Origin of the sequence: Alcanivorax sp. REN37, from assembly GCF_041102775.1 — a bacterium.
Taxonomy (GTDB): Bacteria; Pseudomonadota; Gammaproteobacteria; order Pseudomonadales; family Alcanivoracaceae; genus Isoalcanivorax; species Isoalcanivorax beigongshangi.
In genome coordinates this window covers 849,352-874,586 of the sequence record NZ_JBGCUO010000001.1, presented here as the reverse complement: position 1 = coordinate 874,586, position 25,235 = coordinate 849,352, and the positions used below count along the sequence as shown (strand labels likewise).

General features: G+C 64.7%; 26 protein-coding genes. 21 read left to right on the top strand and 5 right to left on the bottom strand.

What is annotated here, in order from left to right; genetic code table 11:
• The first annotated feature begins 91 nt into the window (after window positions 1–91).
• From AB5I84_RS03905 to AB5I84_RS03820, 18 genes are all read left to right on the top strand, one after another.
• Entirely contained in the window at window positions 92–778 is a 687-nt protein-coding gene (locus AB5I84_RS03905; protein WP_369454544.1) for a response regulator transcription factor, read from the top strand.
• Window positions 765–2,057 carry a sensor histidine kinase gene (locus AB5I84_RS03900; protein ID WP_369454542.1) on the top strand — a complete coding sequence of 431 codons (1,293 nt, stop codon included), beginning with the start codon at window positions 765–767 and terminating at the stop codon, window positions 2,055–2,057. Before AB5I84_RS03905 ends, AB5I84_RS03900 begins: the two co-directional genes overlap by 14 nt.
• Before the next feature lie 117 nt (window positions 2,058–2,174).
• The gene (locus AB5I84_RS03895) at window positions 2,175–4,211 is read left to right on the top strand and encodes an LTA synthase family protein (protein ID WP_369454541.1); all 2,037 of its coding nucleotides are present in this window, start codon (window positions 2,175–2,177) and stop codon (window positions 4,209–4,211) included.
• Between the two features lie 110 nt (window positions 4,212–4,321).
• Window positions 4,322–6,229, top strand: a complete 1,908-nt coding sequence (gene mrdA, locus AB5I84_RS03890; RefSeq protein ID WP_369454540.1) for a penicillin-binding protein 2 — start codon at window positions 4,322–4,324, stop codon at window positions 6,227–6,229.
• Between the two features lie 2 nt (window positions 6,230–6,231).
• A complete protein-coding gene (rodA, locus tag AB5I84_RS03885; protein WP_369454539.1) occupies window positions 6,232–7,371 on the top strand; it encodes a rod shape-determining protein RodA in 1,140 nt (379 codons plus the stop codon).
• Between the two features lie 23 nt (window positions 7,372–7,394).
• Window positions 7,395–8,423 carry a lytic murein transglycosylase B gene (gene mltB / locus AB5I84_RS03880; protein ID WP_369454538.1) on the top strand — a complete coding sequence of 343 codons (1,029 nt, stop codon included), beginning with the start codon at window positions 7,395–7,397 and terminating at the stop codon, window positions 8,421–8,423.
• Complete coding sequence (locus AB5I84_RS03875) at window positions 8,423–9,343, top strand: septal ring lytic transglycosylase RlpA family protein (RefSeq protein WP_369454537.1); 921 nt, start codon at window positions 8,423–8,425, stop codon at window positions 9,341–9,343. The genes mltB and AB5I84_RS03875 overlap by 1 nt, the downstream gene beginning before the upstream one ends.
• 91 nt (window positions 9,344–9,434) lie before the next feature.
• Window positions 9,435–10,586 (top strand): D-alanyl-D-alanine carboxypeptidase family protein, encoded by a 1,152-nt coding sequence (locus AB5I84_RS03870; protein ID WP_369454536.1) that lies wholly within the window; start codon window positions 9,435–9,437, stop codon window positions 10,584–10,586.
• A gap of 111 nt (window positions 10,587–10,697) precedes the next feature.
• Entirely contained in the window at window positions 10,698–10,970 is a 273-nt protein-coding gene (locus tag AB5I84_RS03865; protein WP_369454535.1) for a YbeD family protein, read from the top strand.
• Entirely contained in the window at window positions 10,970–11,677 is a 708-nt protein-coding gene (gene lipB / locus AB5I84_RS03860; RefSeq protein WP_369454534.1) for a lipoyl(octanoyl) transferase LipB, read from the top strand. The genes AB5I84_RS03865 and lipB overlap by 1 nt, the downstream gene beginning before the upstream one ends.
• A 1-nt stretch (window position 11,678) precedes the next feature.
• Entirely contained in the window at window positions 11,679–12,650 is a 972-nt protein-coding gene (lipA, locus tag AB5I84_RS03855; RefSeq protein ID WP_369454532.1) for a lipoyl synthase, read from the top strand.
• A 21-nt stretch (window positions 12,651–12,671) separates the two neighbouring features.
• The gene (locus AB5I84_RS03850; protein ID WP_369454531.1) at window positions 12,672–12,995 is read left to right on the top strand and encodes a hypothetical protein; all 324 of its coding nucleotides are present in this window, start codon (window positions 12,672–12,674) and stop codon (window positions 12,993–12,995) included.
• Window positions 12,992–13,570 (top strand): hypothetical protein, encoded by a 579-nt coding sequence (locus tag AB5I84_RS03845; RefSeq protein ID WP_369454530.1) that lies wholly within the window; start codon window positions 12,992–12,994, stop codon window positions 13,568–13,570. The genes AB5I84_RS03850 and AB5I84_RS03845 overlap by 4 nt, the downstream gene beginning before the upstream one ends.
• A gap of 81 nt (window positions 13,571–13,651) precedes the next feature.
• Complete coding sequence (locus AB5I84_RS03840) at window positions 13,652–14,878, top strand: metallophosphoesterase (protein WP_369454529.1); 1,227 nt, start codon at window positions 13,652–13,654, stop codon at window positions 14,876–14,878.
• Between the two features lie 66 nt (window positions 14,879–14,944).
• Window positions 14,945–15,361, top strand: a complete 417-nt coding sequence (gene arfB / locus AB5I84_RS03835; protein ID WP_369454528.1) for an alternative ribosome rescue aminoacyl-tRNA hydrolase ArfB — start codon at window positions 14,945–14,947, stop codon at window positions 15,359–15,361.
• A gap of 72 nt (window positions 15,362–15,433) precedes the next feature.
• Window positions 15,434–16,513: a calcium/sodium antiporter gene (locus tag AB5I84_RS03830; protein WP_369454527.1), complete on the top strand. Its 1,080-nt coding sequence runs from the start codon at window positions 15,434–15,436 to the stop codon at window positions 16,511–16,513.
• On the top strand, window positions 16,510–17,313 hold the full coding sequence (gene ygiD, locus AB5I84_RS03825; protein WP_369454525.1) for a 4,5-DOPA-extradiol-dioxygenase: 804 nt from the start codon (window positions 16,510–16,512) through the stop codon (window positions 17,311–17,313). Before AB5I84_RS03830 ends, ygiD begins: the two co-directional genes overlap by 4 nt.
• Before the next feature lie 66 nt (window positions 17,314–17,379).
• Complete coding sequence (locus AB5I84_RS03820; RefSeq protein ID WP_369454524.1) at window positions 17,380–17,856, top strand: hypothetical protein; 477 nt, start codon at window positions 17,380–17,382, stop codon at window positions 17,854–17,856.
• Between the two features lie 227 nt (window positions 17,857–18,083).
• Here the strand turns inward: AB5I84_RS03820 and AB5I84_RS03815 are convergent, their stop codons facing one another.
• From AB5I84_RS03815 to AB5I84_RS03800, 4 genes are read right to left on the bottom strand one after another with little or no spacing between them, the layout of a single operon-like run.
• Entirely contained in the window at window positions 18,084–19,094 is a 1,011-nt protein-coding gene (locus AB5I84_RS03815) for a sulfate/molybdate ABC transporter ATP-binding protein (protein WP_369454523.1), read from the bottom strand.
• A 10-nt stretch (window positions 19,095–19,104) separates the two neighbouring features.
• Window positions 19,105–19,983, bottom strand: a complete 879-nt coding sequence (cysW, locus tag AB5I84_RS03810) for a sulfate ABC transporter permease subunit CysW (protein WP_369454522.1) — start codon at window positions 19,981–19,983, stop codon at window positions 19,105–19,107.
• Between the two features lie 10 nt (window positions 19,984–19,993).
• Window positions 19,994–20,827, bottom strand: a complete 834-nt coding sequence (gene cysT, locus AB5I84_RS03805) for a sulfate ABC transporter permease subunit CysT (RefSeq protein ID WP_369454521.1) — start codon at window positions 20,825–20,827, stop codon at window positions 19,994–19,996.
• Window positions 20,828–20,874: 47 nt separating this feature from the next.
• Window positions 20,875–21,894, bottom strand: coding sequence for a sulfate ABC transporter substrate-binding protein (locus AB5I84_RS03800; RefSeq protein WP_369454520.1), 1,020 nt, complete (start codon window positions 21,892–21,894; stop codon window positions 20,875–20,877).
• Window positions 21,895–22,173: 279 nt separating this feature from the next.
• Between AB5I84_RS03800 and AB5I84_RS03795 the strand changes: the two genes are divergently transcribed.
• The 3 genes from AB5I84_RS03795 to AB5I84_RS03785 all read left to right on the top strand — a co-directional run bounded on the left by AB5I84_RS03795 (window position 22,174) and on the right by AB5I84_RS03785 (window position 24,849).
• A complete protein-coding gene (locus AB5I84_RS03795; protein ID WP_369454519.1) occupies window positions 22,174–23,226 on the top strand; it encodes a porin in 1,053 nt (350 codons plus the stop codon).
• Between the two features lie 133 nt (window positions 23,227–23,359).
• Window positions 23,360–24,190: an EAL domain-containing protein gene (locus AB5I84_RS03790; protein ID WP_369454518.1), complete on the top strand. Its 831-nt coding sequence runs from the start codon at window positions 23,360–23,362 to the stop codon at window positions 24,188–24,190.
• Window positions 24,187–24,849 carry an RBBP9/YdeN family alpha/beta hydrolase gene (locus tag AB5I84_RS03785; protein WP_369454517.1) on the top strand — a complete coding sequence of 221 codons (663 nt, stop codon included), beginning with the start codon at window positions 24,187–24,189 and terminating at the stop codon, window positions 24,847–24,849. The genes AB5I84_RS03790 and AB5I84_RS03785 overlap by 4 nt, the downstream gene beginning before the upstream one ends.
• A 90-nt stretch (window positions 24,850–24,939) precedes the next feature.
• On the opposite strand, the gene AB5I84_RS03780 is transcribed toward AB5I84_RS03785, so the two are convergent.
• Window positions 24,940–25,209: a DUF4242 domain-containing protein gene (locus AB5I84_RS03780; RefSeq protein ID WP_369454516.1), complete on the bottom strand. Its 270-nt coding sequence runs from the start codon at window positions 25,207–25,209 to the stop codon at window positions 24,940–24,942.
• Window positions 25,210–25,235 lie beyond the last annotated feature (26 nt).

Genomic DNA, 25,235 nt, shown 5'->3' with positions numbered 1-25,235 from the left:
CACAGCTCAACCTTCGACGGCAGCGAGTGTGCAACCTCTAGTGTCAACCGCTTGTCAAAGCCCCGTGAAGCTCCCGTGAAGGCCCATGCCCATGCGTATTCTTGTCATCGAAGACAACCGCGACATCCTCGCAAACATTCTCGACTACCTGCAGATCAAAGGCTTTGTGGTCGACTGCGCCCAAGATGGCGTCAGTGGATTGCACCTGGCGGTGAGCCAGGATTACGACCTCATCGTGCTGGACCTGATGCTGCCCGGCATCGAAGGCTACGAGGTGTGCCGGCGGCTGCGCCAGGACGCCGGCAAGACGGTGCCAATCATCATGCTCACCGCCCGTGACGGCCTTGATGACCGTATCAAGGGCCTCAACGTCGGCGCCGACGATTACTTGGTGAAACCCTTTGCGCTGTCGGAACTGGTGGCACGTATTCAAGCGGTACTGCGCCGCAGTCAAGGTAATCCATCACGCAAACTGCAAGTGGCGGACCTGGAATACGATCTCGACACGCTGGCCGTTTCGCGCGCCGGGAAACCGCTAAAATTGAACCCGGTGGGCCTGCGTCTGCTGCAGGCACTGATGCAACGCAGCCCAGCAGTGGTGCGCCGCGAAACACTGGAAGAGTTACTGTGGGGCGACAACCTGCCGTCCAGCGACAGCCTGCGCAGCCATGTGCACCAGCTGCGCCAGGTGATCGACAAACCATTCGACAGCAATCTGCTGCACACCGTGCACGGCATCGGCTTCCAGCTGGTGGCGGACGACGATGAGCTCGCTTAAACGCCAGCCCCTGGCGCGCCGCATTGTCATCGGCTTCACGCTGCTGACGGCGGTGATCAGTGGCCTGTTTTCGTTCGGCATCGTGGCCGTGGTGCACTTCGTCGAAGAGCATCTGGTGTCCAAAGAGCTGGGGCGGCAGATGACCGCCATCCTGCACACCGACCTACCCGCCGGGCGTGCGCCGCGGCTCGACCCCTCTACCCAGTTCTACATGATGGGCAACAGCGATTACCCGGTGCCGGCGCGGCTCAGGGATGTCGGCACTGGTTTCACCGAGCGCTCCGACGATGACGACGCGGTGTACATCTACATGCGCGAAGTGAATGGCGTGCGCTACTACTTAGAGCAGGACCAGCGCGAATTCGAAGCACGCGAGCATGCGCTTTATCGGGTGGTTTTCGCCGGCTTCGTACTGAGTGTGGGTATCGCTTGGCTGCTCGGCCAAATGACCGCGCGCGGCATCATGCGGCCAGTATCGCGGCTGGCGCAGCAGGTGTTACACCGAGATCAACTGTCGGTGTCAGCACCGCCGCTGGCGCCGGATTATCCCAACGATGAGATCGGCTATCTGGCGCAGGCGTTCGACCACACTCTGTACGAGCTGCGTCACTCACTGGAACGGGAACGGCTGTTTACCGCCGACGTTAGCCACGAGCTGCGTACGCCGCTGATGGTGATCACCGGCGCCACCGAACTGCTGGCTGAGGCCGATCTGTCGCCGCAAGAGCGCATGCAGCTGCTGCGGGTGATCCGTGCCAGTGATGACATGGCCGGACTGGTGGAGACCTTCCTGCGTTTGGCGCGCCGCGAAAGCGGCGCGGTGCCCTGTGGCGGCACGCTGTCATTGCGTGCCTGTGCCGAAGCCCAAGCGGCATTTTGGGCGCCACTGTTTCATGAGAAAGGCCTCAGTTTCGAGCTCGACGCCGGCGCTGATCTACCGTGCCAATACGATGCGGTATTGCTGCGCGCGGTGATCTCCAACCTGCTGCGCAACGCGCTCCATTACACCGACCAAGGCGGTGTGGTACTGCATTACGACGGCAATCGCTTCAGCGTTGAGGATACCGGCATCGGCATCCCGGCCCATCTGCGCCAACGCATCTTCGAACCATTCAAACGGTTAGAGCACGCGCAAGCGCGTGGCGAGGGACTCGGACTGGGGCTATCGCTGGTACGCCGTATTTGCCTGCGCGAAGGCTGGCAGATCGAGGTCAGTGACCGCAGCCCCAGCGGGTCCTGCTTCGTGGTAACGCTGGGCGCTGGCTGCGCTCCGGTTTGACACTCTTTTCACAGTAATTTGACAGTTTGTTTTCCACCACTGCCGTAGCGTGACCGCTTTCGGCAGCGCGTCCTGACGTGCGTGTTTCCGTTCATTACCAGCCACAGGCTCTCACCCATGCCCTCCACTGTTTCCCCGATGCGCCCCATCAGCGTTGCGGCGCATCTCTCGTTCGTTGCCGGCAGTATGGTGCTGCTGATGGTGCTGTTCAGCTTGCTGCGCGCCGCGCTGCTGGCCTACAACAGCGAACTGGCGGCAGCGGCCAGTGCCCACGACATCAGCCGCGCCTTCTTCAACGGCCTGCGCTTCGACCTACGCATCACGGTGTTTATGATCGCGCCGTTGCTGCTGGCGTTGCCGTTCCAGCGGCTGATCAACGCACGCCGACTGTGGCGCCTGTGGCTGACCTTCTGTGCTGCGCTGGCGCTGTTCCTCGGTGTCATGGAGCTGAACTTCTACGCTGAATTCCACCAGCGCCTGAACAGCTTGGTATTCCAGTACCTGAAAGAAGACCCGGCCACGGTGGTGAGCATGTTGTGGCACGGCTTCCCGGTGGTGCGGCTGGTGCTGGCGTGGCTGGTGGCCAGCGCGCTGCTGTACCTGCTGCTGCGCCGGCTGGACCGGTTCAGCCGTGGCAGCGGCCGCGCCAGCAGCCTGTTCAGCCGCGCGCTGGTGCTGCTGCTGTGTGTGGCGCTGGCCACGGTGGCCGCCCGCGGCACCCTGCGCCAAGGCTCGCCGCTGCGCTGGGGCGATGCTTTCAACACCGGCACGCTGTTCACCAACCATCTTGGCTTGAATGCAGTGCAATCGCTGGCCGACGCGGCGCGCAACAGTGCCTCCTCGCACCGCGAGAATCTGTGGAAAAGCAATGTGCCCGCGGACGAAGCGCTGGCGCGGGTGCGCCAGCGGCTACTGCTGGACACCGACCAGCTGGTGGAAGCCGAGCTGGCGCCGGTGCGGCGCGTCACCACGCCGCCGGCGGACACCCGCTTGCCGGTGCGCAACGTGGTGGTAATCCTGATGGAAAGCTTCGCTGGCCGTTACGTCGGCGCGCTCGGCGACGCCTCCTCGATCACCCCGCATTTCGACGCACTGGCCGAGGAAGGCTTGCTGTTCACCCAGTTCTTCTCCAACGGCACCCATACTCACCAAGGCATGTTCGCCACCATAGCCTGCTTCCCCAACCTGCCAGCCTTCGAATACCTGATGCAGACCCCGGAAGGCGGCCATCCGCTGTCTGGTTTGCCCGCCCTGTTGGCGCCGCGCGGCTACCAAGACGCCTACGTCTACAACGGTGATTTCGCCTGGGACAATCAGCGCGGCTTCTTCGGCAACCAAGGGATGCGTCACTTTGTCGGCCGCCGCGACTACATTAATCCGGTGTTCTCCGACCCAACCTGGGGCGTGTCCGACCAAGATATGTTCGCCCGCGCGGTGGAAGAGCTGGACCGCATGGACCCGGCGCAGCCGTTCTACGCACTGCTGCAATCGCTGTCCAACCACACCCCCTACGCGTTGCCGGACCCGCTGCCGGTGGCAGAAGTCAGCGGCCACGGCCGCAATGACCTGCACCTGACCGCCATGCGCTATTCAGACTGGGCGCTGGGGCAGTTCTTTGCCGCCGCTAAAACCCGTGACTGGTACCAAGACACGCTGTTCGTGATCCTCGGCGACCACGGCTTTGGCGCCCCGGAACAACTGACCGACATGGATCTTTACCGCCATCACGTGCCGCTGCTGCTGTTGGCGCCGGGCATTCAGGAGCGCTTCGGCGCCACCCGCAACACTGTGGCTACCCAGGTCGACGTGGTGCCCACCGCGCTAGGCCGCCTCGGCGAGCGCTACCAGCACCAGTGCTGGGGCCGCGATCTGCTGGCGCTGCCGGCGGATGATCCCGGCTACGCCATCATCAAACCGTCTGGCACCGAGCAGACGGTGGCGCTGATCCGTGACGGCCGCGCGCTGATCCAGCCGCGCGGTAGCGCGCCACAAGCGTGGCAATTCGCACTCGGCGAGCGCCGCACCGCCCAGCGCGACCAGCTTAGCGCCGAAGACCGCGAGGACCTGCGCACGCTGGACAGCTACCTGCAGGTGGCCACCCGCGCGCTGCTCGACAACAACGTCGGCATCCACCCGGCGCCCGGCGGCCGCTGAGCAAACACGGGCGCTGGCAGACCCTGCCAGCGCCCGTGTCAATCAGGGCCCATCACCGTTATCATTGCCGGCTGCTCCACCAACCCGGCGCATCCCCCATGCAATCACCCATGACGTTCAAGGACCACCATCGCGAAGGACGCATCTTCACGGTGCGGCTGCTGTGGGCGTTCGGGTTCGTGGTGCTGCTGGCGCTGGTGCTGGTGGCCCGCATGGTGTGGCTGCAAAGCCTGCAACACGACCGCTACGCCACGCTGTCGAACAAAAACCGCATGCAGACCCAGGCCATCGCGCCCCCACGGGGCCTGATCTATGACCGCCGCGGCGTATTGTTAGCGGACAACCAGCCGGATTTTTCGCTGGCCATCGTGCCGGAGATGGTCGCTGATCTCGACGCCATGCTCGCCGAGCTCGGCACCTACATGGCGCTGGAGCAAAGCGATATTGACCGCTTCCGCCGCCGCCTCAATAGCCCGCGCCGGCCGTGGGAGCCGGTGCCACTACGGGCGCGGTTGACGGAAACTGAGATGGCGCGCATTGCCGTCAGCCAGCACCGGCTACGCGGTGTGCGCATCGATGTGGAAGCCATCCGCAACTACTCCCACGGCGAACTATTTTCCCACGTGCTTGGCTATGTGAACCGCATCAGCGCCGAAGACATCGAGGCGATGACGCCGGAAGAGCGCGCCAATTACAGCGGCACCCACTACACCGGCCGCATCGGTGTGGAGCGTTTCTACGAACGGCTGCTGCACGGCATTGCCGGCTTTCGCAAAGTGGAAACCAACGCCCACGGCCGCATCTTGCGGGTATTGGAAGAGTCGCCACCGCAACCCGGTCAGGATCTGCGCCTGCACCTCGACCTGAAAGTGCAGAAAGCCGCCTGGGATGCGCTCGGTGACCGGCGCGGCGCGGTGGTGGCCATCGATCCCCGTGACGGCGGCGTGCTGGCGTTCGTGTCGCGCCCCGGCTTCGACCCCAACCTGTTTGTGACCGGCATCTCCCACGTCGACTACGCCGGCTACCGCGATGACCATGACCAGCCGCTGTTCAACCGCGCGTTGCAGGGCCAGTACCCGCCCGGCTCCACCGTGAAACCGATCATTGGCCTTGCCGGCCTTGCCGCTGGCGTCACCGACTGGCAGCGCACCATCTGGGATCCGGGTTATTACCGCATCGAAGGCGAAACCCGGGTGTTCCGCGACTGGCGCCGCTGGGGTCACGGCCACGTGGACATGAACAAAGCCATCATGCAGTCCTGCGACACCTACTTTTATGACATGGGCTACCGGCTCGGCATCGACCGCATGGCCGCGTTCCTGCGCAACTTCGGCCTCGGTGACCGCACCGGGGTGGACCTGCCCAGCGAAGCGCGCGGCATCCTGCCGTCACGGGAATGGAAACGCTCGGTGCGCAACCAGGGCTGGTTCCATGGCGACACCATCAACGCCAGCATCGGCCAGGGCTACATGCTCACCACGCCGCTGCAGCTGGCGCTGTCCACCGCCATCCTTGCGCGCCAAGGCGATACCGTGGTGCCACGGGTGGCGCAGTGGGTGCCGCCGGCATCGCCGCTGGATGACACCGTGTTGGAGCAGCATGACCACTGGCGGCGCATGACCCAATCGATGGTGAACGTGATCCACAGCAGCCAAGGCACTGCCCGCGCGCTGGGGCAGAATGCTCAGTTCCACATCGCCGGCAAGAGCGGCACCGCGCAGGTGTTCTCGTTGGCCAATGACCAGGAATACAACGCCCAGGAAATCGCCGAGCGGCTGCGTGACCACGCGCTGTTCGTAGCCTTTGCGCCGGCCGAACAGCCGGCCATCGCGGTGGGTGTCTTGGTGGAAAACGGCGGCGGCGGCGGCAGTGCCGCCGGCCCGGTGGCGCGCGCAGTGATGGATGCTTGGCTGCTCAACGACGACGGCGAGCTGGAGATTCCGCCGCCGGCGCTGCCGGAAACGGTGCCCGCCTCGCTTGGCGGTCCGCTGCCCGCCGCCGCCCCGCAGGAGCCTTGAACATGTTGCCTGATCCGCATCGCAGTCCGCGCCTGCAACCGCGCTTCGACCCCGACAGCCTGGCCTGGCGTCTGCACCTCGACGCGCCACTGTTGGCGGCGCTGCTGATGGTGGTGCTGGGCGGCCTAGTGGTGCTCTACAGCGCCAGCGACGGCAACCTGGACGTGGTGCTGCGCCAGAGCATGCGCTTTGCCATCGGCTTCGGTCTGATGTTCGTGTTGGCCCAGGTGCCCCCCCGCAGTTACCGCTTCAGTGCGCCACTGGTTTACCTAGTCGGTCTCACATTACTGGTGATGGTGTTGCTGTTCGGCACCGAGGCCAAAGGCGCCCAGCGCTGGCTCACCTTACCCGGCCTTGGCCGCTTCCAGCCCGCGGAGGTGATGAAGATCGCCGTACCGGCGATGGTGGCCTGGTACTTCCGCGAGCGGGCGCTGCCGGCACGTTTGCGCGATGTGCTGGTGGTGATGGTGATCATCGCCGCACCGGTGCTGCTGATCGCCAAACAGCCCGATCTCGGCACCGCCATCCTGGTGGCGGCCGCCGGCTTCATTGTGCTGTTCATGGCCGGCCTTAGCTGGCGCCTGATTCTGTCTGCGCTGGCGGTGCTCAGCGCGGCAGCACCGGCGATGTATTTCTTCGTGATGCACGGCTACCAGCGGCGCCGGGTGGACACCTTTCTGAACCCGGAATCCGATCCGCAGGGCGCCGGCTGGAACATCATTCAATCGAAAACCGCCATCGGTTCTGGCGGCATGTGGGGTAAAGGCTGGCTCAACGGTACCCAGTCGCGGCTGGATTTCCTGCCGGAATCATCCACTGATTTCATTTTTGCGGTGCTCGGCGAGGAACTGGGCTTTGCCGGCGTGGTCTGCCTGCTGGCGGCTTATATGTTCATCATCAGTCGCGGGCTGATCATCAGCCACTATGCGCAAGACACCTTCAGCCGGCTGCTGGGCGCATCGCTGGCGCTGACGTTCTTCATCTATGTGTTTGTAAATATCGGGATGGTGTCCGGCCTGATGCCGGTGGTCGGTGTACCCTTGCCGCTCATCAGCTACGGTGGCACGTCCATCGTGACACTGCTTGCGGGTTTCGGCGTCTTGATGTCGATCCACACTCACCGCAAACTGCTGGGCCATTGAGAGCCCTCTTAACTGGAGCCAACATGCGACGGAATCGTGTTTCCCCCCTCATGACTGCGTGGCTGCTGGGCGCCAGCCTGCTGGCGGTCACCCCGGCTGGTGCCAACGACTACGCCTCACGGCCGGAAGGCCAGGCGCTGCTGCGTGAACTGACCGCAGAAGGGCTGGACGCACAGCATGTGCGCCGCCTGCTGGACGCTGCCACCCGTCAGGACAAGATCCTGGAGGCGATTGCCAAACCGGCCGAGCGCACCCTGACTTGGGGTGAGTACCGCAAGATTTTCATCCAAGACAGCCGCATCGAACAGGGCGTGGCGTTCTGGCGCGAACACCGTGAACTGCTGGAGCGCGCCGAGCGCGAGTACGGCGTGCCGGCAGAGATCATCGTCGCCATCATCGGCGTTGAGACCCGCTACGGTCAGCACAAAGGCACCTGGAAAGCGCTCGACGCGCTGGCCACCCTCGGCTTTGACTACCCGCCGCGCGCCGACTTCTTCCGCAAAGAGCTGAAAGAACTGTTCCTGCTGGAGCGTGACGCCGGCATCGACGCCGCCACCGTTACCGGTTCCTATGCCGGGGCGCTGGGCATGCCGCAGTTCATCCCGTCCAGCTACCGCGCCTACGCGGTGGATTTCGACAAGGACGGTAAGATTGACCTGATCAATAGCCCCGCCGATGCCATCGGCAGTGTTGCCAGCTACTTCCGCGCCCACCGCTGGGAAACCGGCGCGCCGGTGGCCGCCCGCGCCCGCGTCAGCGGCAACAGCTACCAAAGCCTGTTCGGCACTGATTACACCCCCAATCGCACGCTCGACAGCCTGCGCCAGGCCAACGTCACGCCGCTGGCCTGCGATGGCGGCGAAACCCGCTACTGCTACCAGCTGCCGGGCAGCACTAAGGTGGCAGCGCTGGAATTGGACGGTGCCGAGGGCAGCGAATTCTGGCTCGCCAACCATAACTTCTATGTCATCACCCGCTACAACCGCAGCCGCTACTACGCCATGGCGGTGTACCAGTTGAGCCGGGATATCGCTGACCGCATGGAGCCATAATGCGTCACGCACTCCCTCTTCTGTTGTTGACCACCTTGGTGGGCTGTGCCGGCAATCCGCCGGCGGAGCCGGTGCCGCCGGCCAAGGGCGGCACCGGCTCCGCAGCGGCGATCCCGCCGACGCCGGGTGCTGACCGCTATTCAATGGCGCGCGATACCGCGCCCAATCACCGCCCGGATACCCAGCACATCCGCGAACCGGAGGTGCGCCATGAACCGCGCAGCCGCTACGGTAACCACTCGCCCTACATGGTGTTTGGCCAGACCTACCATGTTATGGCTAGCGGCGAGGGCTACCGGGCGGATGGCATCGCGTCGTGGTACGGTGCCAAGTTCCACGGTCACCGCACTTCCAGCGGCGAGCCCTATGACATGTACCAGTTCAGTGCCGCCCACCGCAGCCTGCCGCTGCCGAGCTTCGCCCGCGTCACTAACCTCGAGAACGGCAAGTCGGTGGTGGTGCGCGTCAACGACCGCGGCCCGTTCCATCCAGACCGCGAAATCGACCTGTCGTGGGCGGCTGCCCATCGGCTCGGCATCGAACAGAGCGGCACCGGTCGCGTGCGCGTGGAAGTGCTGACGCCGTCCGGCCCGGCCACCGTGGCCACCACCACGCCGCCGCGCAGCAGCACCGCCGCAGCGGCACCCAACGCTGGCATGCGTGCTGCGGTGGACAGCCCGCCGCCGCCGGCCGAGCTGTACCTGCAAGTGGGCGCCTTCAGCCGTCCCCAGACCGCCCAACAACTGGCCGACCGGCTGGTGGCGCAGTTCAGCTACCCAGTGGCGGTGCGTGACAGCGCCAGCGACTCGGCGCTGTACCGCGTGTGGGTGGGCCCGTTTGCCACCGAACCGCTGCGCGAGAACGCCCACGACCAACTTTACCGCTCCGGTTACGGTGAACCGCTGCGAGTGATGCCCTGACCCATTTTATTGCCCGGCCCAGCCGGGCCGCCGGCCCTAGTAGGGTCGGTGTTGATGAGACCGAATTGCCTGGAAAGGACGATTTTTGCCAATGAAAACTTTGCGTGCCCTTGCTCCCCTCTCCGCCCTGCTGGCAGGCGTGTTCAGCCACAGTGCCCTGGCCAACGACATTCCCTCCGCACCGCGGGTGGATGCGTCCGGCTACATCCTGATGGATGCCGCCAGCGGCCAGATCATGGTCGAGCACAACATCCACGAGCCGCTGCCGCCGGCCAGTCTGACCAAGATCATGACCGACTACATCGCAGCGCGGGAAATCGCCAACGACAATCTGGCGCTGGATGACATGGTCACCATCAGCGTGAAAGCTTGGCGCATGGGCGGCTCACGCATGTTCGTCAAGGAAGGCTCGCAGGTGAAGGTCGAAGACCTGCTGCGCGGCATCGCGATCCAGTCCGGCAATGACGCGGCGGTGGCCATCGCCGAGCACATCGCCGGCTCCGAAGAAGCATTCGCGGAAATGATGAACCAGCAAGCCAACCGCTTGGGCATGAAGAACTCGTTCTTTGCCAACGCCACCGGTTGGCCGGACGAGCGCCAAGTTTCCAGCGCCTACGACATGGCGGTGCTGGGCCGCGCGCTGATCCAGAACTACCCGGAAAACTACGCGCTCTACAAAGAAAAGTCGTTTTCCTACAACGGCATCGACCAGACCAACCGCAACCTGCTGTTGTGGCGTGACCCGAGCGTGGACGGCATGAAAACCGGCCACACCGAAGCCGCCGGTTACAGCTTGGTGGCCTCCGCCCAGCGCGACAGCATGCGCCTGATCGCGGTGGTGATGGGCGCCAAGTCGGAACAGGCCCGCGCCCGCGAGACTCAGACCCTGCTCAACTACGGCTTCCGCTTCTACGAGAGCTACGAGGCCTACGACGCCGGCGAAACGCTGACCACCACCCGCGTGTGGATGGGCACCGACGCCAAGGTGGCGCTGGGGCTGGACGAAAAACTGGCGATGGTGATCCCGCGCGGCAGCCACGACAGCCTCGACGCGCAAATGACCGTCAACGACCACGTGCGTGCACCGATCGAACAGGGCCAACAACTCGGCACGCTGGTAATCCGCAGTGGCGAACAGGTGCTGCTGGAAAAACCATTGGTGGCACTGACTGCCGTGGAAGAAGCCGGCCTGTTCAAGCGCCTGTGGCACCACGTGCTGCTGTTCTTCCACAACCTGTTCTGATTCCTGCCCTTGAAAAAGGCCCCCGCCACCCCGACCTTTGCGGGCTTGGCGGGGCGCCAGTGCTCCGCAGCCGTGGCATCATTGCCACTTTGCCGCCGTGAGGAGCGAGCCATGACCACCGTCAACGAACACCTCTGGGACTTCCCCCACCCGATGACCCTGAAAGTGATGGGCGCCAAAGACAGCCCGGTGCAGGACGTGGTGGTGGCGGTACTGACCGAGCACCTGCCCAGTTTTGATCCCACCGATACCATCACCCTGACGCCAAGCAGCAAGGGCACCTATGTGTCCGTCAATGCCCGCGTGGTGATGGACAGTGCCGACCAGGTACGCGCCATCTACGCGGCGCTGAACGATTCGCCCCACGTCAAAGTCGTGTTCTGATGACGCTGGCCCTGCACCTGCGCCGCTTCGACCGCATCGACTACGCGCCCTGCTGGCAGGCGATGAAGCACGCCACCGATCTGCGCAGCGCCGACGACGCCAACGAGCTGTGGCTGCTGGAGCATCCGCCGGTATTTACCCTTGGCCAGGCCGGCAAGCCGGAGCACGTGCTCAATGCCGGCGACATCCCGCTGGTACAGACCGATCGTGGCGGCCAAGTCACCTACCACGGCCCCGGCCAGACGGTGATGTATCTGCTGCTGGAGTTGGCGCCGTTGGGACTCGGCGCGCGGGCGCTGGTGACTGGCATCGAACAGGCACTGGTGGCGCTGCTGGCGGAGTATGGCCTCGAAGCCGCCAGCCGCCCGGATGCCCCCGGTGTCTATGTCGGCGATGCCAAAATCGCCTCGCTTGGGCTGCGTATTCGCCGCGGCCGCAGCTACCACGGCCTGTCGCTCAATCGCGACATGGACCTCGACGTGTTCCAGCGCATCAACCCCTGCGGCCACATCGGTCAACCGATGACCAGCCTCGCCCTGCTCGGCGTGCCGTGCGCGCGGGAGGCGGTGGAAGCGCGCCTGCTGCACCACGTCACCCAGCAGCTGGGACTGCCCGCGCCGACCCAGACCTTTACCACTTTGCCTGACGTGCCGGTCACCGAAGCTGCTACACTCGACCGCGCTGTGCCACCGCTTGCCGAGGACTGACATGACCACTGCCCACCCTGCCCGCGCCAAGGTCCAACCCGGAGAAAAACTGCGGGGTGAACGCAAGGTGCGCACCATTCCTTTGGTCGACCAATCTCCGGCGCCGCAGCGCAAACCGGACTGGATTCGGGTGCGGGTACCGTCCAGCGGCCGCATTCAGCAGGTCAAGGACATGCTGCGCCAGCAGAAGCTGCACACCGTGTGCGAGGAAGCCGGCTGCCCCAACCTGCCTGAGTGCTTCGGCAACGGCACCGCCACCTTCATGATCATGGGTGACATCTGCACCCGCCGCTGCGCCTTCTGTGATGTGGGCTTTGGCCGCCCCAACGCGCTGGACGCCGACGAGCCACGCCATTTGGCTGAAAGCGTGGACGGCATGGGCCTCAAATATGTGGTCATTACCTCGGTGGACCGTGACGACCTCGCCGACGGCGGCGCGCGTCACTTTGCTGAATGCATCAGCGCCGTGCGCCAGCGCACCCCCAAAGTGCAAATCGAAATTCTGACGCCTGACTTCCGTGGCTGCTTAGAAGACGCCATCGACGTGCTCAGCGCCACGCCGCCGGACGTGTTCAACCACAACATCGAAACCGTACCGCACCTGTATAAGCGCGTGCGACCCGGTGCCCGCTTCGATCATTCGCTGAAACTTTTGCAAGATTTTGGCGCCCGTAACCCCTCGATTCCCACCAAGACCGGCATCATGGTCGGCCTCGGCGAAACCAACGAGCAGGTGATCGAGACGTTACAGGCGATCCGCGCCCACGACATCGACATGGTCACCATTGGCCAGTACTTGGCGCCGAGCAAACACCACGCCCCGGTGGAGCGCTTCGTGCATCCGGACGAATTCCGTGAGTTCGCCCGCATTGCCGAACAGCTTGGCTTCACCTCGGTGGCATCGGGCCCGATGGTGCGCAGCTCCTACCACGCGGACCTGCAACACCAGGGCGTCGACGTCGGCACCCTCTGATCAATTCAGGAGACTGTGGTCATGGCAGTGTGGATTCCGGTGATCAAACTGGCATTGCCCTATGTGGCCACCATGGCCACGGCGGCAATTCCTGCCTTTACCCAACGCCGCGACGCCTCGCTGGATGCGGTGCCCGTGCAGATCGAAGAACTGCAACGCGCGGTAGCCGGCAACGCCGAAGCACTGCAAGGTCTGGCCGGCCAACTGGAACAGGCACTGCGAGCGCTCGATCAGCAAACCACCCTGGCCACTCGCCGCGGCCGGCGCGCGCAATGGCTGTCCGCCTTGGCGGTGGTGGTGGCGGTGGCTTCCCTGGGCGTGTCGCTGTCGGTGGTGCTGCCATGAGCCGGTCGCTGCGCCTGCTGTTGCTGCTGCCAGCGCTGATGCTGGCCGCCTGTGTCACCACTCCCGAGGCTCCAGACGCGGTGCACCGCCCCGACGCCGATGCCGAGCGCCGAGCCACACCGACGCCGGTCTGCTCGGACATCGGTTCGCCGGCATTTGTGATCTGCCAGTTCTACAGCCGCTACATCACCCTGCACCCACGCGGGCTCCCCGACGACGCCACCGCCCGCGTGCTACAACCTTTCCTCAGCAGCAGTCTGCTGACGCTGCTTAACGACGCTAGCGAGCGTGCTGACGAATTCAGTGGCCGCATCCTATTCAGCGGCGGCGACGTGATGCCGGATGCATTCAGCGTGCTCAATGTGCGCACCTTCCGCGGCCCGGAAGGCAGCAGTTGGGCGTTGGTGTCGATCCAGCTCGAAGACGGCGAACGCCGCCAGCGCTGGATTGATGAAGCGGTGGTACGCCAAGGGCCCGACGGCTACCGCATCGAGGAATTCGTGCTGCGGCCGGCGGACCGCAACGGCGGCCCGCCCAACACGCTGCGCCGCCAGCTCGGCGACGGCGGTCTCTGACGCCAGTACCCGCTGTCACGCAACTGCCATTGCCGGCACCTAGCATGGGGCGCTTCCGTTGCTGCCCAATGAGATGCCCCCATGCTGCGTCTACTTGCCCTCTGCACGACCCTAGCGCTCAGCGCTTGTGGCGGGAGCAGTGCGTCCTCCGCGCCGCCAGCGCCGACCGCCGCCACCAGCTTCAACCTAGCGGTGATCCCCGATACCCAGTTTTATTCCGAAAACAACGAGCGCGGTTTTCTTAACCTCAATCCGCGCTACCCGAAACTGCCCTTCGAGCCGATCCGCGGCTTCCAAGGCATCACCCAATGGCTGGCTGACCACGCCGACGATTACCAGGTCGCCTTTGCCGTCCATGTCGGCGATATCGTCCAGAGCGGTACCGAGAAAAAAAATGAATGGAAGCGGGCCGACGCCGCCATGGCACGGCTGGAAGCGGCCGGCGTGCCCTACAGCTTGGCGCCGGGCAACCACGATGTGCGCGACAAGAACCAGCAGGACAGTGAGCGCACCCACAATAAAGAGCTGTTCCTCGATTATTTCGGCCGCAATCGCACCGCCAACGGGGCATCGCTGATCAGCAAGGACCCTCTGGGCTACAGCGAAGCGCGCCATTTCACCGCGCTCGGCCAGCGTTTCATGGTGCTGGCGCTGGACTGGCGCACCTCCGACGCCACCTTGCAATGGGCCAATGAGATGGTGGCGCAGCATCCCAACACGCCGGTGATCGTGGCCTCCCACGACATCCTTGATGTCGACCTGGCCCAACATCAAGCGGTGGTGACCGGCAACGGCGAACGGCTGTGGGAAAAACTGATCCGCCACCACGACCAGATTTTCATGACCATCAGCGGCCACAATCACCACGCCGCACGCACCCAGCGCTTCAACGATCAAGGCCTTTCGGTGGATATGATTCTGGTGGATTACCAAGACGAATATGCCGGCGGCAATGGCCTGATGCGGCTGCTGGAAATGGATCTGGCGGCCGGCACCGTTACTGCGCTTACGTTCTCCCCTTGGGTGCTGGAAAAATACCGCGACAGCGGACTGCACAACATCGTCAAAGATTGCCCGGACTTGCTCACTACCGCCGACTGCGACCAGCTGCAGCCGCAGCCGAACGTGGAGCAACCCGGCATCCATCTTGACCACCAGTACCGCTTCGCACTGGATTTCCGCCAGCGCTTCGCGCCGTTCCGTGGCTTTACCGCCAGCGTCGGCCAGGTGCCGTTCGAACCGTCGCTATCGGATCTGCTGCGTGAGGAACTGGCGGCCGCCGCTGCGGCCTTCAATGCCACCCGCTGAGCCGGGGAGATGACGGCAGCATCCCGGTGCACTAGGCTGGACGCCCATTGCTAACCGGGATGCACCATGCTGTACCTCAATGACGAGCTGTCGCTGCCGCTGGAACAGATCCAGCTAGAGGCGATGCGCGCCCAAGGCGCCGGCGGCCAGCACGTCAACAAAGTCTCCACTGCCATTCACCTGCGCTTTGATGTCGGCGCGTCAAGCCTGCCGGACTGGGTGAAGGAGCGGCTGTTGGCGCAGTCCGATCGGCGCCTGACCAGCGACGGCGTGTGGATCATCAAAAGCCAACAAGCGCGCAGCCAATTGCAGAACCGCGAGGCGGCGCTGGAGCGGCTGCGTGAATGGATCTTGGCGGCCCTGCACACCGACCCGCCGCGCATTGCCACCCGCCCCACTCGCGCGTCACGGCGACGGCGGCTGGATGCCAAACAACACCGTGGCCGCATCAAGGCCCTGCGCGGCCCCGTCAACAACGATTGAATGCGCTGGACGTGCCGCCCGAGGCACGCACAATAGCCTCATCCCTTCTGCTGCAAGAGCGCGCGAGAGCCAATGATGACTTACCTGATGCTGCTAGCCGGACTGGTGCTGCTGACCCTCGGTGGTGACTGGCTGGTGGCCGGCGCCGCACGGCTGGCCTCGCGATTCGGCATTTCAACGCTGGTGGTGGGGCTGACCGTAGTAGCCTTCGGTACCAGCGCCCCGGAACTGATGGTGACCCTCAATGCCGCCTTCACCGGCGGCGGCGCTGCCGACCTGGCGCTGGGCAATGTGGTCGGCAGCAACCTCTTCAACATCCTGCTGATCCTCGGCGTCTGTGCGCTGTTGCGGCCGCTGCTGGTGGCTCCTGGCCTACTGCGCCGTGACCTGCCGTGGATGGTGGTCGCCTGCGGTCTGTTGGTGTGGTGCATGCAGGACGGCAACGTTTCAACGCTGGAAGGCGCCGTGCTGTCCGGCCTGCTGCTGGTGTATATCAGCCAGACGCTGTGGCAAGCCCGTCGCGATAGCGCTGCCAGCACGGCGACAGACCGTACCGACGACAGCCCATCAGGGCCTCTCGCTGGCGAGCTGCTGCGGATTGTCGGCGGGCTGGCGTTGCTGGTGCTGGGCGCCCATTGGCTGGTGGCCGCAGCGGTGGCACTGGCCCAGCAATGGGGCCTGAGCGAAACCGTGATTGGTCTGACCATCGTGGCCGGCGGCACCTCGCTGCCGGAAGTGGCCGCATCAGTGATGGCGACGCTGCGCAATCAACGGGACATGGCGGTGGGCAACATCGTCGGCAGCTGCTTGTTCAATGTGTTTGCCGTGGCCGGCCTTGGTGCGCTCGTGGCACCGGGCGGTTTGGTGGCGCCGGCCAGCCTGGTGGCGGTGGACGGCTGGGTGATGCTGGCGGTGGCAGTGGTGTGCCTGCCAGTGTGCTTCACCGGCCGGCGCATCGACCGCTGGGAAGGCGCGCTGTTCTTTGGCTACTACTTGGCCTACTTGGCGTATCTGATCCTCGACGCCACCGGCCACCCGGCGCGCGATGCGCTGGCAGCGGTGATGCTGACCTACGTGGTACCCGCAACACTGCTGTTGCTGGCGCTGAGTGTGCTGCTGTCGGCCCGTCGGACCCAACCGGTGATGCCATGAACCCAGCGCTGATCGACCTGGCGGCACTGCCGCACACCGCGCCGCTACCGATGCTATTCATCGGCCACGGCAGCCCGATGAACACGCTGGAAGACAATTCCTGGACTGCGCGTTGGCAGCAGCTGGCACAGGCGCTGCCGCGCCCAGCGGCAATCCTGTGTATCTCTGCCCACTGGGAAACCCCCTCACCGCAGGCCAGCGCCGCCCACTGGCCTCAGACGATTCATGACTTCCGTGGCTTCCCGCCGGCGTTGCAGCAGTATCAGTACCCGGCGCCGGGCGCCCCGGCACTAGCGCAGTGGCTGCACCAGCACGCCGACGTGACCATGGATGCTGGGCAGGGGCTGGACCACGGCGCGTGGTCGGTGCTGGCGCGCATGTACCCGCACGCCGATATTCCGGTGGCGCAGTTAAGTCTGGCGCGGCCGTTCGATGCCGCCGCCCACCTCGCCCTCGGCGCGCGCTTGGCACCGCTGCGCCAGCGCGGTGTCCTGCTGCTGGCGAGCGGCAATGTGGTGCACAACCTGCGCGACCGCAGCACGCACACGCCGGCCTGGGCCGAGGACTTTGAAGCCCGCGCCAAGCAGGCGCTACTGACCCGCGATGACGACGCCTTGGTGGCCCTGCTCACCGAAGATGCGGCCGCACTGGCGGCCAACCCCACCGCCGAGCATTACCAGCCACTGCTGTATCTGCTGGGCGCGCGCAGCGTCGAGGACCAGGTGAGCTGCCCCACCGAAGGACTCGACCAAGGCACGCTGTCGATGTTGTCGGTGCTGTTCCAGCCGTCGCACTCCTGAACCACGCACTTGCATCGTGCCGCACGGCACGGTGCAATGGCCCGGTGTTCATTACAGGGATGCGTCATGAACCTGCGTGTCTACCGTTGCTGGCCGCTGTATCTGCTGGCCCTGATCAGCGCCGGCTGCGTCACTGCTCCGGCACCGGAACCCGCCGCCGCGGCAACACCCGTCACCGCGGCCGCGCCACCCCCGCCACCGGCGGCCGCCACACCGGTGCGCTACCAAGGCGAAATCGCCTGCGGTGACGACAACTGCCCCACCCTGCTGCTGACGCTGGAGCTGGACCCCGACAGCCACCGCTTCGTGGCCTGGGAAGCGCCGGCGGATCACAGCGCTCCGCGTCAAAAAGTGAACAGCGGCCATTGGGACCGCATCGACCAACCGGATGACTGGCCCGATAGCCAACTGCTGCATCTGCGTGACCCCCAGCGCAATGACCAGCGTTATCTGCTGATCCTCGACGACGACACGCTGAAACTGCTGGACGATGATCGCCAGGAATTCTGGTCACCGTTTAATCTGCTGCTGCACCGGCTGTGAAGGCGGCAACGTAGGCCGCCGATTGCAGTGCCCGCGGATGGGCAGCGCGGGCGCCCACACCGGTAGGCAACGGCCGGCTGCGTTGCTGATGCCCGAACGCCGCGCCGCCCGCAGTTTCGCTACCCCCAGACTTCCACGTTTCGCTAGGCGGTGATGACGTTGAGTGGACTGCCCGGCCAGCGCGCCGGCAGCTTAGTGCGTCGCAGCCATCCGCACTGCCACCCCCATCAACCACTGACCGCGAGCGCCGGATCGGGATACACCCGCGTGTGCTGCGCCTGTGCCCACAGCGCCACCCCCGGCCGCAACGCCTCGGCGATGGCACTGGAGCGCGGCACCTGTACTTGCAGCGGCGCCTGTGCGCGTTCGGTATGCAGCTCCACCCGCAGCGACGGCCCGGCCAAACTGACCGCCGCCACCCGCGCTGGCAGGCCGCCGGCTTGGGGCTCCAGCGACAACTGGATTTCATGGGGCCGTACATAGGCCACCTCACCGCCAGCCACCTCCGGCCAGGGATTCACTTCACCCAGGAAGCGGCACACGAAAGCGTTGGCTGGCTGGTCGTAAACCGTTTGCGGACTGCCCTCCTGCTCCACCCGGCCACGGTTCATCACCACCACCCGGTCGGCCACTTCCAGTGCTTCAGCTTGGTCGTGGGTGACGAACACCGTGGTCAGGTGGATTTCCTGGTGCAGCCGCCGCAGCCAACTGCGCAGCTCGGCACGCACTTGAGCGTCGAGCGCACCGAACGGCTCATCCAGCAGCAGCACCTTCGGCTGTGCCGCCAGCGCCCGCGCCAAGGCAATGCGCTGGCGCTGGCCGCCGGACAGCTGGCTGGGATAGCGCTGGGCAGTCCAGTCGAGCTGCACTAGCTCCAACAGACGTATCACCTGACGGTGGATCTCGGCTTTACCGGGCCGCTCGCGACGCGGCTTCACTTTCAGGCCGTAGGCGACGTTGTCGTACACCGTCATATGGCGGAACAACGCATAGTGCTGAAACACGAAGCCAACGCCGCGTTCGCGCACATGCACGCCGGTGGTGTCTTCGCCGTGGAACAGCACCTGGCCGCTGTCCGGTTGCTCCAGCCCAGCGATAATGCGCAGCAGCGTGGTCTTGCCGGAACCGGACGGCCCCAACAGCGCCGTCAGCGCCCCACCGGGCAGGTGCAAACTGACATCGTCCACCGCCTGAAAACTGCCGAATCCTTTGTTGACCCCGATTACGTCGATACTCATAGCTGCCTCCTCAAGCGCTGGCCGCGTCGCGGTGGCGGCGCCGCTCCAGCCACTCCACCACCGACTTCACCACCAGCGTCACCACCGCCAACCCGGCCAGCAGCGACGCCACGGCAAAGGCGGCGGTGAATTGGTATTCGTTGTAGAGCACTTCGATATGCAGCGGCAGCGTGTTGGTCTCGCCCCGGATGCGGCCGGACACCACCGCTACCGCGCCGAACTCGCCCATGGCGCGGGCGTTGCACAAAATCACGCCGTACAGCACGCCCCACTTCACGTTTGGCAGCGTAACGTGCCAGAACGTCTGCCAACCGCTGGCGCCGAGGGTGAGCGAGGATTCCTCTTCCTCGCGACCCTGCTGCTGCATCAGCGGAATCAGCTCCCGCGCCACGAACGGCAGGGTGCCAAATACCACCACCAGCACGATGCCAGGCACCGCGAAGATCATCCGCAAACCGTGCTCAATCAGCCACTGGCCCACCGGTCCGTGACGGCCGAGGAAGATCACGAACATCAACCCCACCACCACCGGCGAAATCGCAAACGGCAGATCAATCAGGGTGATCAACAAGGCCTTGCCACGGAACTGGAACCGAGTCACCGCCCAGGCCGCCGCCAAACCGAACACCAGGTTCAGCGGCACCGCAATCAGCACCACCAATAACGTCAGGCGGATGGCGGCGGCGGCGTCCGGTTCAGTCACCGCCGCCAGCCAGACACCCAGACCCTGTTCAAAGGCGCTGTAGAGCACCACCGCCAGCGGCAGCAATAGGAATAACGCCAGGAAAGCCACCGCTACCGCGGTCAGCAACCAGCGTACCCAGTGCGGTTCCTGGGTCGCGGCGCGCCAGGGTGCGGCGCTGCCAGTGAGCGTCAGAGGTTCAGACATCAGCGGCTCCTTACTGGCCATGGCGGCGCGCCGCCCACCATTGCAGGGTGTTGATCAGCAGCAGCATCACGAACGCTGCCAACAGCATCAGCGTGCCGAGCGCGGCAGCGCCGGCGTAATCGTATTGTTCGGCTTTGGCGACAATCAGCAGCGGCGTAATTTCGGTTAAAAACGGAATATTGCCGGAGATAAAAATCACCGAACCGTACTCACCGATGGCGCGCGCCAAGGCCAGCGAAAAGCCGGTCAGCAGCGCCGGCGTCAACGCCGGCAGCACCACCCGCCGCAGTGTGGTCCAGCGGCTGGCGCCGAGGATCGCCGAGGCTTCCTCCAGTTCCGGCTCCAGATCCTGAATCACTGGCTGCAGCGTGCGCACCACGAACGGCAGGCCGATGTAGGTCAACGCCACCAGCACCCCCAATGGCGCGTAGGCCACCTGCAAGCCGAGCGGCTCCAGCCAGCGGCCAATCCAGCCGTTACCTGCAAACAGCGTCACCAACGCAATGCCGGCCACCGCAGTGGGCATGGCGAACGGTAAGTCCACCAGCGCATCCAAGAAACGCTGCCCGGGGAAGCGGTAGCGCACCAGCACCCAGGCCACCACGGTGCCGAACACCAGGTTGATCAACGCTGCCAGCAACGCGGCGCCGAACGACAAGCGGTAGGACGCCACCACCTGCGGATCGCTCACCGCTGCCCAAAACTGAGCACCGCTGAGCTGCGCGGTGTAGAGCAACAGGGCCGCCATCGGTAACAGCACGATCAGCCCCAGATAAAACAGCGTGAAACCCAGCGTCAGCCCAAAGCCGGGCATCACCTGAGTACGCTTGCGGACAACCCACATCTAGTTTCTCCACCCACGCCGGGCCGCTGCCGGCCCGGCGCTTCCAGTCAGCGACGGACGCTGCGGTTTTCCTGCAGGATGCGGTCGAACACACCGCCGTCATTGAAGTGAGTGCTCTGGGCCTGGCGCCAGCCACCGAACACGTCATCAATGGTGAACAGTTTCAGCTGCGGGAATTGCGCCGCATGGGCCTGCGCCGCAGTGGGCTCGGTGGGACGGTAATAATGGCGGCCGATCAGCTGCTGCGCCGCTGGGCTGTAGAGGTACTCCAGATAGGCGGTGGCCAAATCGGTGGTCTTGCGGCGCGCGGCATTGCCGTCCACTACCGCCACCGGTGGCTCAGCCAAGATGCTCAAGCTCGGCACCACGATTTCGAATTTGCCCTTGCCTAGTTCCTCGATCGCCAGCAACGCTTCGTTTTCCCAAGCGATGAACACATCACCGAGGCCGCGCTGCACGAAGGTGTTGGTGGCGCCGCGAGCACCGGAGTCCAGCACCGGCACGTTGGCATACAGCCGGCGCACAAACTCATAGGCTTTTTCTTCAGAGCCGGTCTGGTCCAGCGCATAGCCCCATGCAGCGAGGTAATTCCAGCGCGCGCCGCCAGAGGTTTTCGGGTTCGGCGTGATCACCTTGACGTCGTCACGCACCAAATCGTCCCAATCCTTGATCTGCTTCGGGTTTCCCTTGCGTACCAGCAATACGATGGTGGAGGTGTAGGGCGAGCTGTTGCGTGGCAACGCCTGCTGCCAATCCGCCTGCGTCAGCGCCTGCGGGTTGAGGTCGTGGATGGCGTCGATGTCGTAGGCCAGTGCCAAGGTCACCACATCGGCTTCCAAGCCATCGATCACGGTGCGTGCTTGGGCGCCGGAGCCACCATGGGACTGGCGCACGGTGACGGTTTCACCGGTGGTTTGTTTCCAATGCTCGCTGAACAGCTGGTTGTACTGCCGGTACAGCTCGCGGGTGGGGTCGTAGGACACATTCAACAGCTGGCGGTCAGCACTGGCGGCACCGGCGAGCAGACTCAAGGTGACGGCCAGTATCCAGCGAAGGTGTTGGGGCATGGAAACTCTCCTGACAGCGAAAGGCGGACGCGGCGACAGCACCGCAGACCCTGCAATCTAGGGGCTGGCGTTTTATTCCGTAAAAGAATGATTCGCTATCTACATATGCTTCATGGAAATCGCCGGCGGTGTTCCGACAACGCCGGCAGCGCGGCATAAGCTCAGCACCAGAGAGCATTTCATCTGCTCCCGACGTTGCCCCTATGCTGGCGCGGCACGCCCGTTCTATGGGCGTTTTTTTCGGCCTGTGGCCGTTTGTGACCGTTTGGAGAATGGACCATGAAAAACCCTGTCATTCAGCGCACGCTGCTGGCGGCCGCGCTGGCCGCGGCAGTGCCGTCACTGGCCTTGGCCAACCCGGCTGCTCCCATGTTCTACGGCACCCTGCATCTGTCGGTGGACGTGCAGGACAGTGACGCCCCCGGCGACGACACCGCCGTCAACGCCTCCAGCAACGCCAGCTTTATCGGCCTGCGCGGCAACCTGCAGCTGCAACCGCAACTGAAAGTGATCTACCAAGTGGAAGCGCTGGTGAACCTGGTGCAGGACACTGACTTCCGCGTCAACCGCGACACCTTCCTTGGCGCCACCGGCGACTGGGGTCTGGTGCGGATCGGTCGCTTCGATACCCCGACCAAGGTACTGCGCAGCCGCATCGATCTGTTCAACAACCAAGTTGGCGACGCCCGTAACGTGGTGCACGCCGATGGCCTCGACCGCCGCCTCAACAACAGCATTCACTACCGCACCCCGGTGTGGTCCGGGGTCACCGGCAACGTACAGCTGTCCACCAACAATGCCGATGCGTCCAACCAGCCGTCCGGTAACCGCCAAGACAACGACGTGTTCGTCTACAGCGTGTCGATCCAGCACGACACCGACCATAGCTACCTGGCGTTCTCCCACGATCACGACCGCGACAACCGCGAGAAAGCCTATCGCTTGGCCGGCTACTACGACCTCGGCCCGGCACGGCTGACGGCGCTCTACCAACGCACCGAGAAAACGCCGGATGCCGGCGCCACCGGCATTGCCGCCTTCGACACCCAGGCCTGGGGTGTTGGTTTGCGCTACAAGGTGGCCCCCAAAGTGGCGCTGAAGACCCAGTACTATCAGCTGCTGATCGACAACCCGGCGGACGACAAGGTGTCGCAGATTGCTGTGGGCGCCGACTACCAGTACGCGCCGACGTTGCAGTTCTATGCCAACTACGCGTTCACCGACAACGACGGCCCGATCCGCCGCACGCCCTACAACGTGGCGCGTACCTCCACCACTCAGGCCGGCGAAAAGCCGTCCGGTTTCACGGTCGGCACCGTGTTCCGGTTCTGAGTGATAGAGCGCAACGATGGACAGCCCCGGCCCGCCCGGGGCTTTCTATTTTTGGAATATAAGAATCACAAAACAGTCTTTTATGGAATAAGCCTGCCGCCCTAAACTTGTCTCCTGCTGTGGAGACACTGTCATGCCGTTGGCGCACCTGATCGACTACTTCAACCATCAGTACCGGCTCGAATACGGCGAGCACGCGGACGCGGCGCTGGTGCAGACGCCGGAGCGGCGCATCCAAGCTCGCTTCGCCGGGCTGACGCTGGATTCGGCATTTCAGCCCATCATCCGCACCGACACCGGTGCGACGGTGGCCCATGAAGCCTTGTTGCGCGCCACCGCCGCATCGCAACGGCGGCTGTCGCCGGCCAGCGTGTTCATGCTGCCCACCGCAGCCGGGGAAGTGGTGCTGCTCGACCGCCTGTGCCGCACCCTGCACGCGCTCAATGCGTTGTTGTTGGAACTGCCGGCCGGCCAGCTGTTGGCGCTCAATGTGCACCCGCGCCATCTGACCAGTGTGCTGCACCGCCATGGCCAAGTGTTCGAGGCGGTGCTGCGGCAGCTGGGGCTGTCACCGCAGCAAGTGATACTGGAAATCAGTGCCGCCGCTGTGCTGCAAGTGCCGCACCTGCAGCAGGCGGTGGACAATTACCGCGCCCGCGGCTACCGGCTAGCGTTGGACGACGTACCAGTGCAGGCAGCGCCGCAGCCGGCTTGGCTGGCGTGGCAGCCAGATTGGATTAAGCTCGATTTGCGCAGCGGCCCGCTGGATTGGCCGGCGCTCAACGCCTGGCGCCGGGAATGGCCCAGCGATGCCGAGCTGGTGGCGGTCGGCGCCACTGCGGCGCAGCTACCGCACTTGGCCGACCTCGGCATCCAGCATGCCCAAGGGGACCAGCTGGCACCGCCTTGTTCGGCGCTGACCCGTTCACCGTTGTTCAACGTTCAAGGGAGTGTGCAGTCGTGAATCCGACTTTTGTGATCATCCCCGGCTGGCACAGCTCCGGCCCAGATCATTGGCAGCAGCACTGGTGGCGCACGCTGCCCGGATCAATCCTGCTGCTGCAGGACGACTGGCGCACACCGCGCCGCGAGGACTGGGTGCAACGGCTGGATGATGTGTTGGCGGCGCTGGACGGTCCGGTGGTGCTGGTCGCCCATAGCCTCGGCTGCGTGACGGTGGCGCACTGGGCCCAGCGACACCGGCGCGACAACGTGGTGGCCGCGCTGTTGGTGGCACCGGCGGACGTGGAGCGCCCGGACGCCGCCGAGCCGCTGCGCGCCTTTGCTCCGCTGCCGGTGGGCGCACTGCCGTTTCCTGCGCTGCTGGTGGGATCAGAAACCGACCGCGCCGCCGCCTTGGGCCGCGCGCGCCTGATGGCGTCACTGTGGGAAACCGATTTCCTCAATCTCGGTGCTGTGGGCCACATCAACGTGGCAGCCGGTTTCCATCAGTGGGAACAAGGCAAACAGTTGCTCAGCCAATGGCTGCAACTGCGGCTCGGACTCCGCATCGCCGGTCCGCAGGATGATGCCGACAGCAGTCCGTTGCCACGGGCGTGGCCGAGCGCTTGCGCCAGTGCCGGCACAGCGCCGTGGGCGCCGCACGGGCAGCAATGGGGCTGAGCGCTTATCGTGCTGGGCACAACGATTCAGAAGCGGCAGCGGTGGCTGCATCGCCAGGGCGGCGATGCAGCCGGGCCGTAGCGCTAGGATTTATTCGGCAGTGGTGGGATCAATCACCCGGCGCACGGTCTGGATGGCGTTGGCCGGGAAGCCGCCCTGCTCGGCGTGAGCCCGCACCGCGGCCTCGTCCGGGGCGATGTAGACGCAATAGAGTTTGTTGTCGGTAACGTAGCTGTGCACCCACTGCACCGCCGGCATTTCCCGCAATACCGCGCAGGACGCCTGCGACAGTGAATGGATGTCATCGCTGGACATCTGCCCGGCGCCGGGCACCTCTCGCTCGATGATGAAACGGGGCATATGTGGCTCCTTGTTATTGTGATCGT

What these genes read in the sequence shown, in the direction of transcription:
- ygiD (WP_369454525.1), top strand. Translation starts at nt 16,510, where the DNA reads ATGAACCCAGCGCTGATCGACCTGGCGGCACTGCCGCACACCGCGCCG.
- lipA (WP_369454532.1), top strand. Translation starts at nt 11,679, where the DNA reads ATGACCACTGCCCACCCTGCCCGCGCCAAGGTCCAACCCGGAGAAAAA.
- AB5I84_RS03840 (WP_369454529.1), top strand. Translation starts at nt 13,652, where the DNA reads ATGCTGCGTCTACTTGCCCTCTGCACGACCCTAGCGCTCAGCGCTTGT.
- AB5I84_RS03815 (WP_369454523.1), bottom strand. Translation starts at nt 19,094, where the DNA reads ATGAGTATCGACGTAATCGGGGTCAACAAAGGATTCGGCAGTTTTCAG.
- AB5I84_RS03850 (WP_369454531.1), top strand. Translation starts at nt 12,672, where the DNA reads ATGGCAGTGTGGATTCCGGTGATCAAACTGGCATTGCCCTATGTGGCC.
- AB5I84_RS03830 (WP_369454527.1), top strand. Translation starts at nt 15,434, where the DNA reads ATGATGACTTACCTGATGCTGCTAGCCGGACTGGTGCTGCTGACCCTC.
- AB5I84_RS03895 (WP_369454541.1), top strand. Translation starts at nt 2,175, where the DNA reads ATGCCCTCCACTGTTTCCCCGATGCGCCCCATCAGCGTTGCGGCGCAT.
- AB5I84_RS03790 (WP_369454518.1), top strand. Translation starts at nt 23,360, where the DNA reads ATGCCGTTGGCGCACCTGATCGACTACTTCAACCATCAGTACCGGCTC.
- AB5I84_RS03865 (WP_369454535.1), top strand. Translation starts at nt 10,698, where the DNA reads ATGACCACCGTCAACGAACACCTCTGGGACTTCCCCCACCCGATGACC.
- AB5I84_RS03870 (WP_369454536.1), top strand. Translation starts at nt 9,435, where the DNA reads ATGAAAACTTTGCGTGCCCTTGCTCCCCTCTCCGCCCTGCTGGCAGGC.
- rodA (WP_369454539.1), top strand. Translation starts at nt 6,232, where the DNA reads ATGTTGCCTGATCCGCATCGCAGTCCGCGCCTGCAACCGCGCTTCGAC.
- AB5I84_RS03780 (WP_369454516.1), bottom strand. Translation starts at nt 25,209, where the DNA reads ATGCCCCGTTTCATCATCGAGCGAGAGGTGCCCGGCGCCGGGCAGATG.
- AB5I84_RS03905 (WP_369454544.1), top strand. Translation starts at nt 92, where the DNA reads ATGCGTATTCTTGTCATCGAAGACAACCGCGACATCCTCGCAAACATT.
- AB5I84_RS03795 (WP_369454519.1), top strand. Translation starts at nt 22,174, where the DNA reads ATGAAAAACCCTGTCATTCAGCGCACGCTGCTGGCGGCCGCGCTGGCC.
- AB5I84_RS03900 (WP_369454542.1), top strand. Translation starts at nt 765, where the DNA reads ATGAGCTCGCTTAAACGCCAGCCCCTGGCGCGCCGCATTGTCATCGGC.
- mltB (WP_369454538.1), top strand. Translation starts at nt 7,395, where the DNA reads ATGCGACGGAATCGTGTTTCCCCCCTCATGACTGCGTGGCTGCTGGGC.
- AB5I84_RS03820 (WP_369454524.1), top strand. Translation starts at nt 17,380, where the DNA reads ATGAACCTGCGTGTCTACCGTTGCTGGCCGCTGTATCTGCTGGCCCTG.
- arfB (WP_369454528.1), top strand. Translation starts at nt 14,945, where the DNA reads ATGCTGTACCTCAATGACGAGCTGTCGCTGCCGCTGGAACAGATCCAG.
- AB5I84_RS03800 (WP_369454520.1), bottom strand. Translation starts at nt 21,894, where the DNA reads ATGCCCCAACACCTTCGCTGGATACTGGCCGTCACCTTGAGTCTGCTC.
- cysW (WP_369454522.1), bottom strand. Translation starts at nt 19,983, where the DNA reads ATGTCTGAACCTCTGACGCTCACTGGCAGCGCCGCACCCTGGCGCGCC.
- mrdA (WP_369454540.1), top strand. Translation starts at nt 4,322, where the DNA reads ATGACGTTCAAGGACCACCATCGCGAAGGACGCATCTTCACGGTGCGG.
- AB5I84_RS03845 (WP_369454530.1), top strand. Translation starts at nt 12,992, where the DNA reads ATGAGCCGGTCGCTGCGCCTGCTGTTGCTGCTGCCAGCGCTGATGCTG.
- lipB (WP_369454534.1), top strand. Translation starts at nt 10,970, where the DNA reads ATGACGCTGGCCCTGCACCTGCGCCGCTTCGACCGCATCGACTACGCG.
- AB5I84_RS03875 (WP_369454537.1), top strand. Translation starts at nt 8,423, where the DNA reads ATGCGTCACGCACTCCCTCTTCTGTTGTTGACCACCTTGGTGGGCTGT.
- cysT (WP_369454521.1), bottom strand. Translation starts at nt 20,827, where the DNA reads ATGTGGGTTGTCCGCAAGCGTACTCAGGTGATGCCCGGCTTTGGGCTG.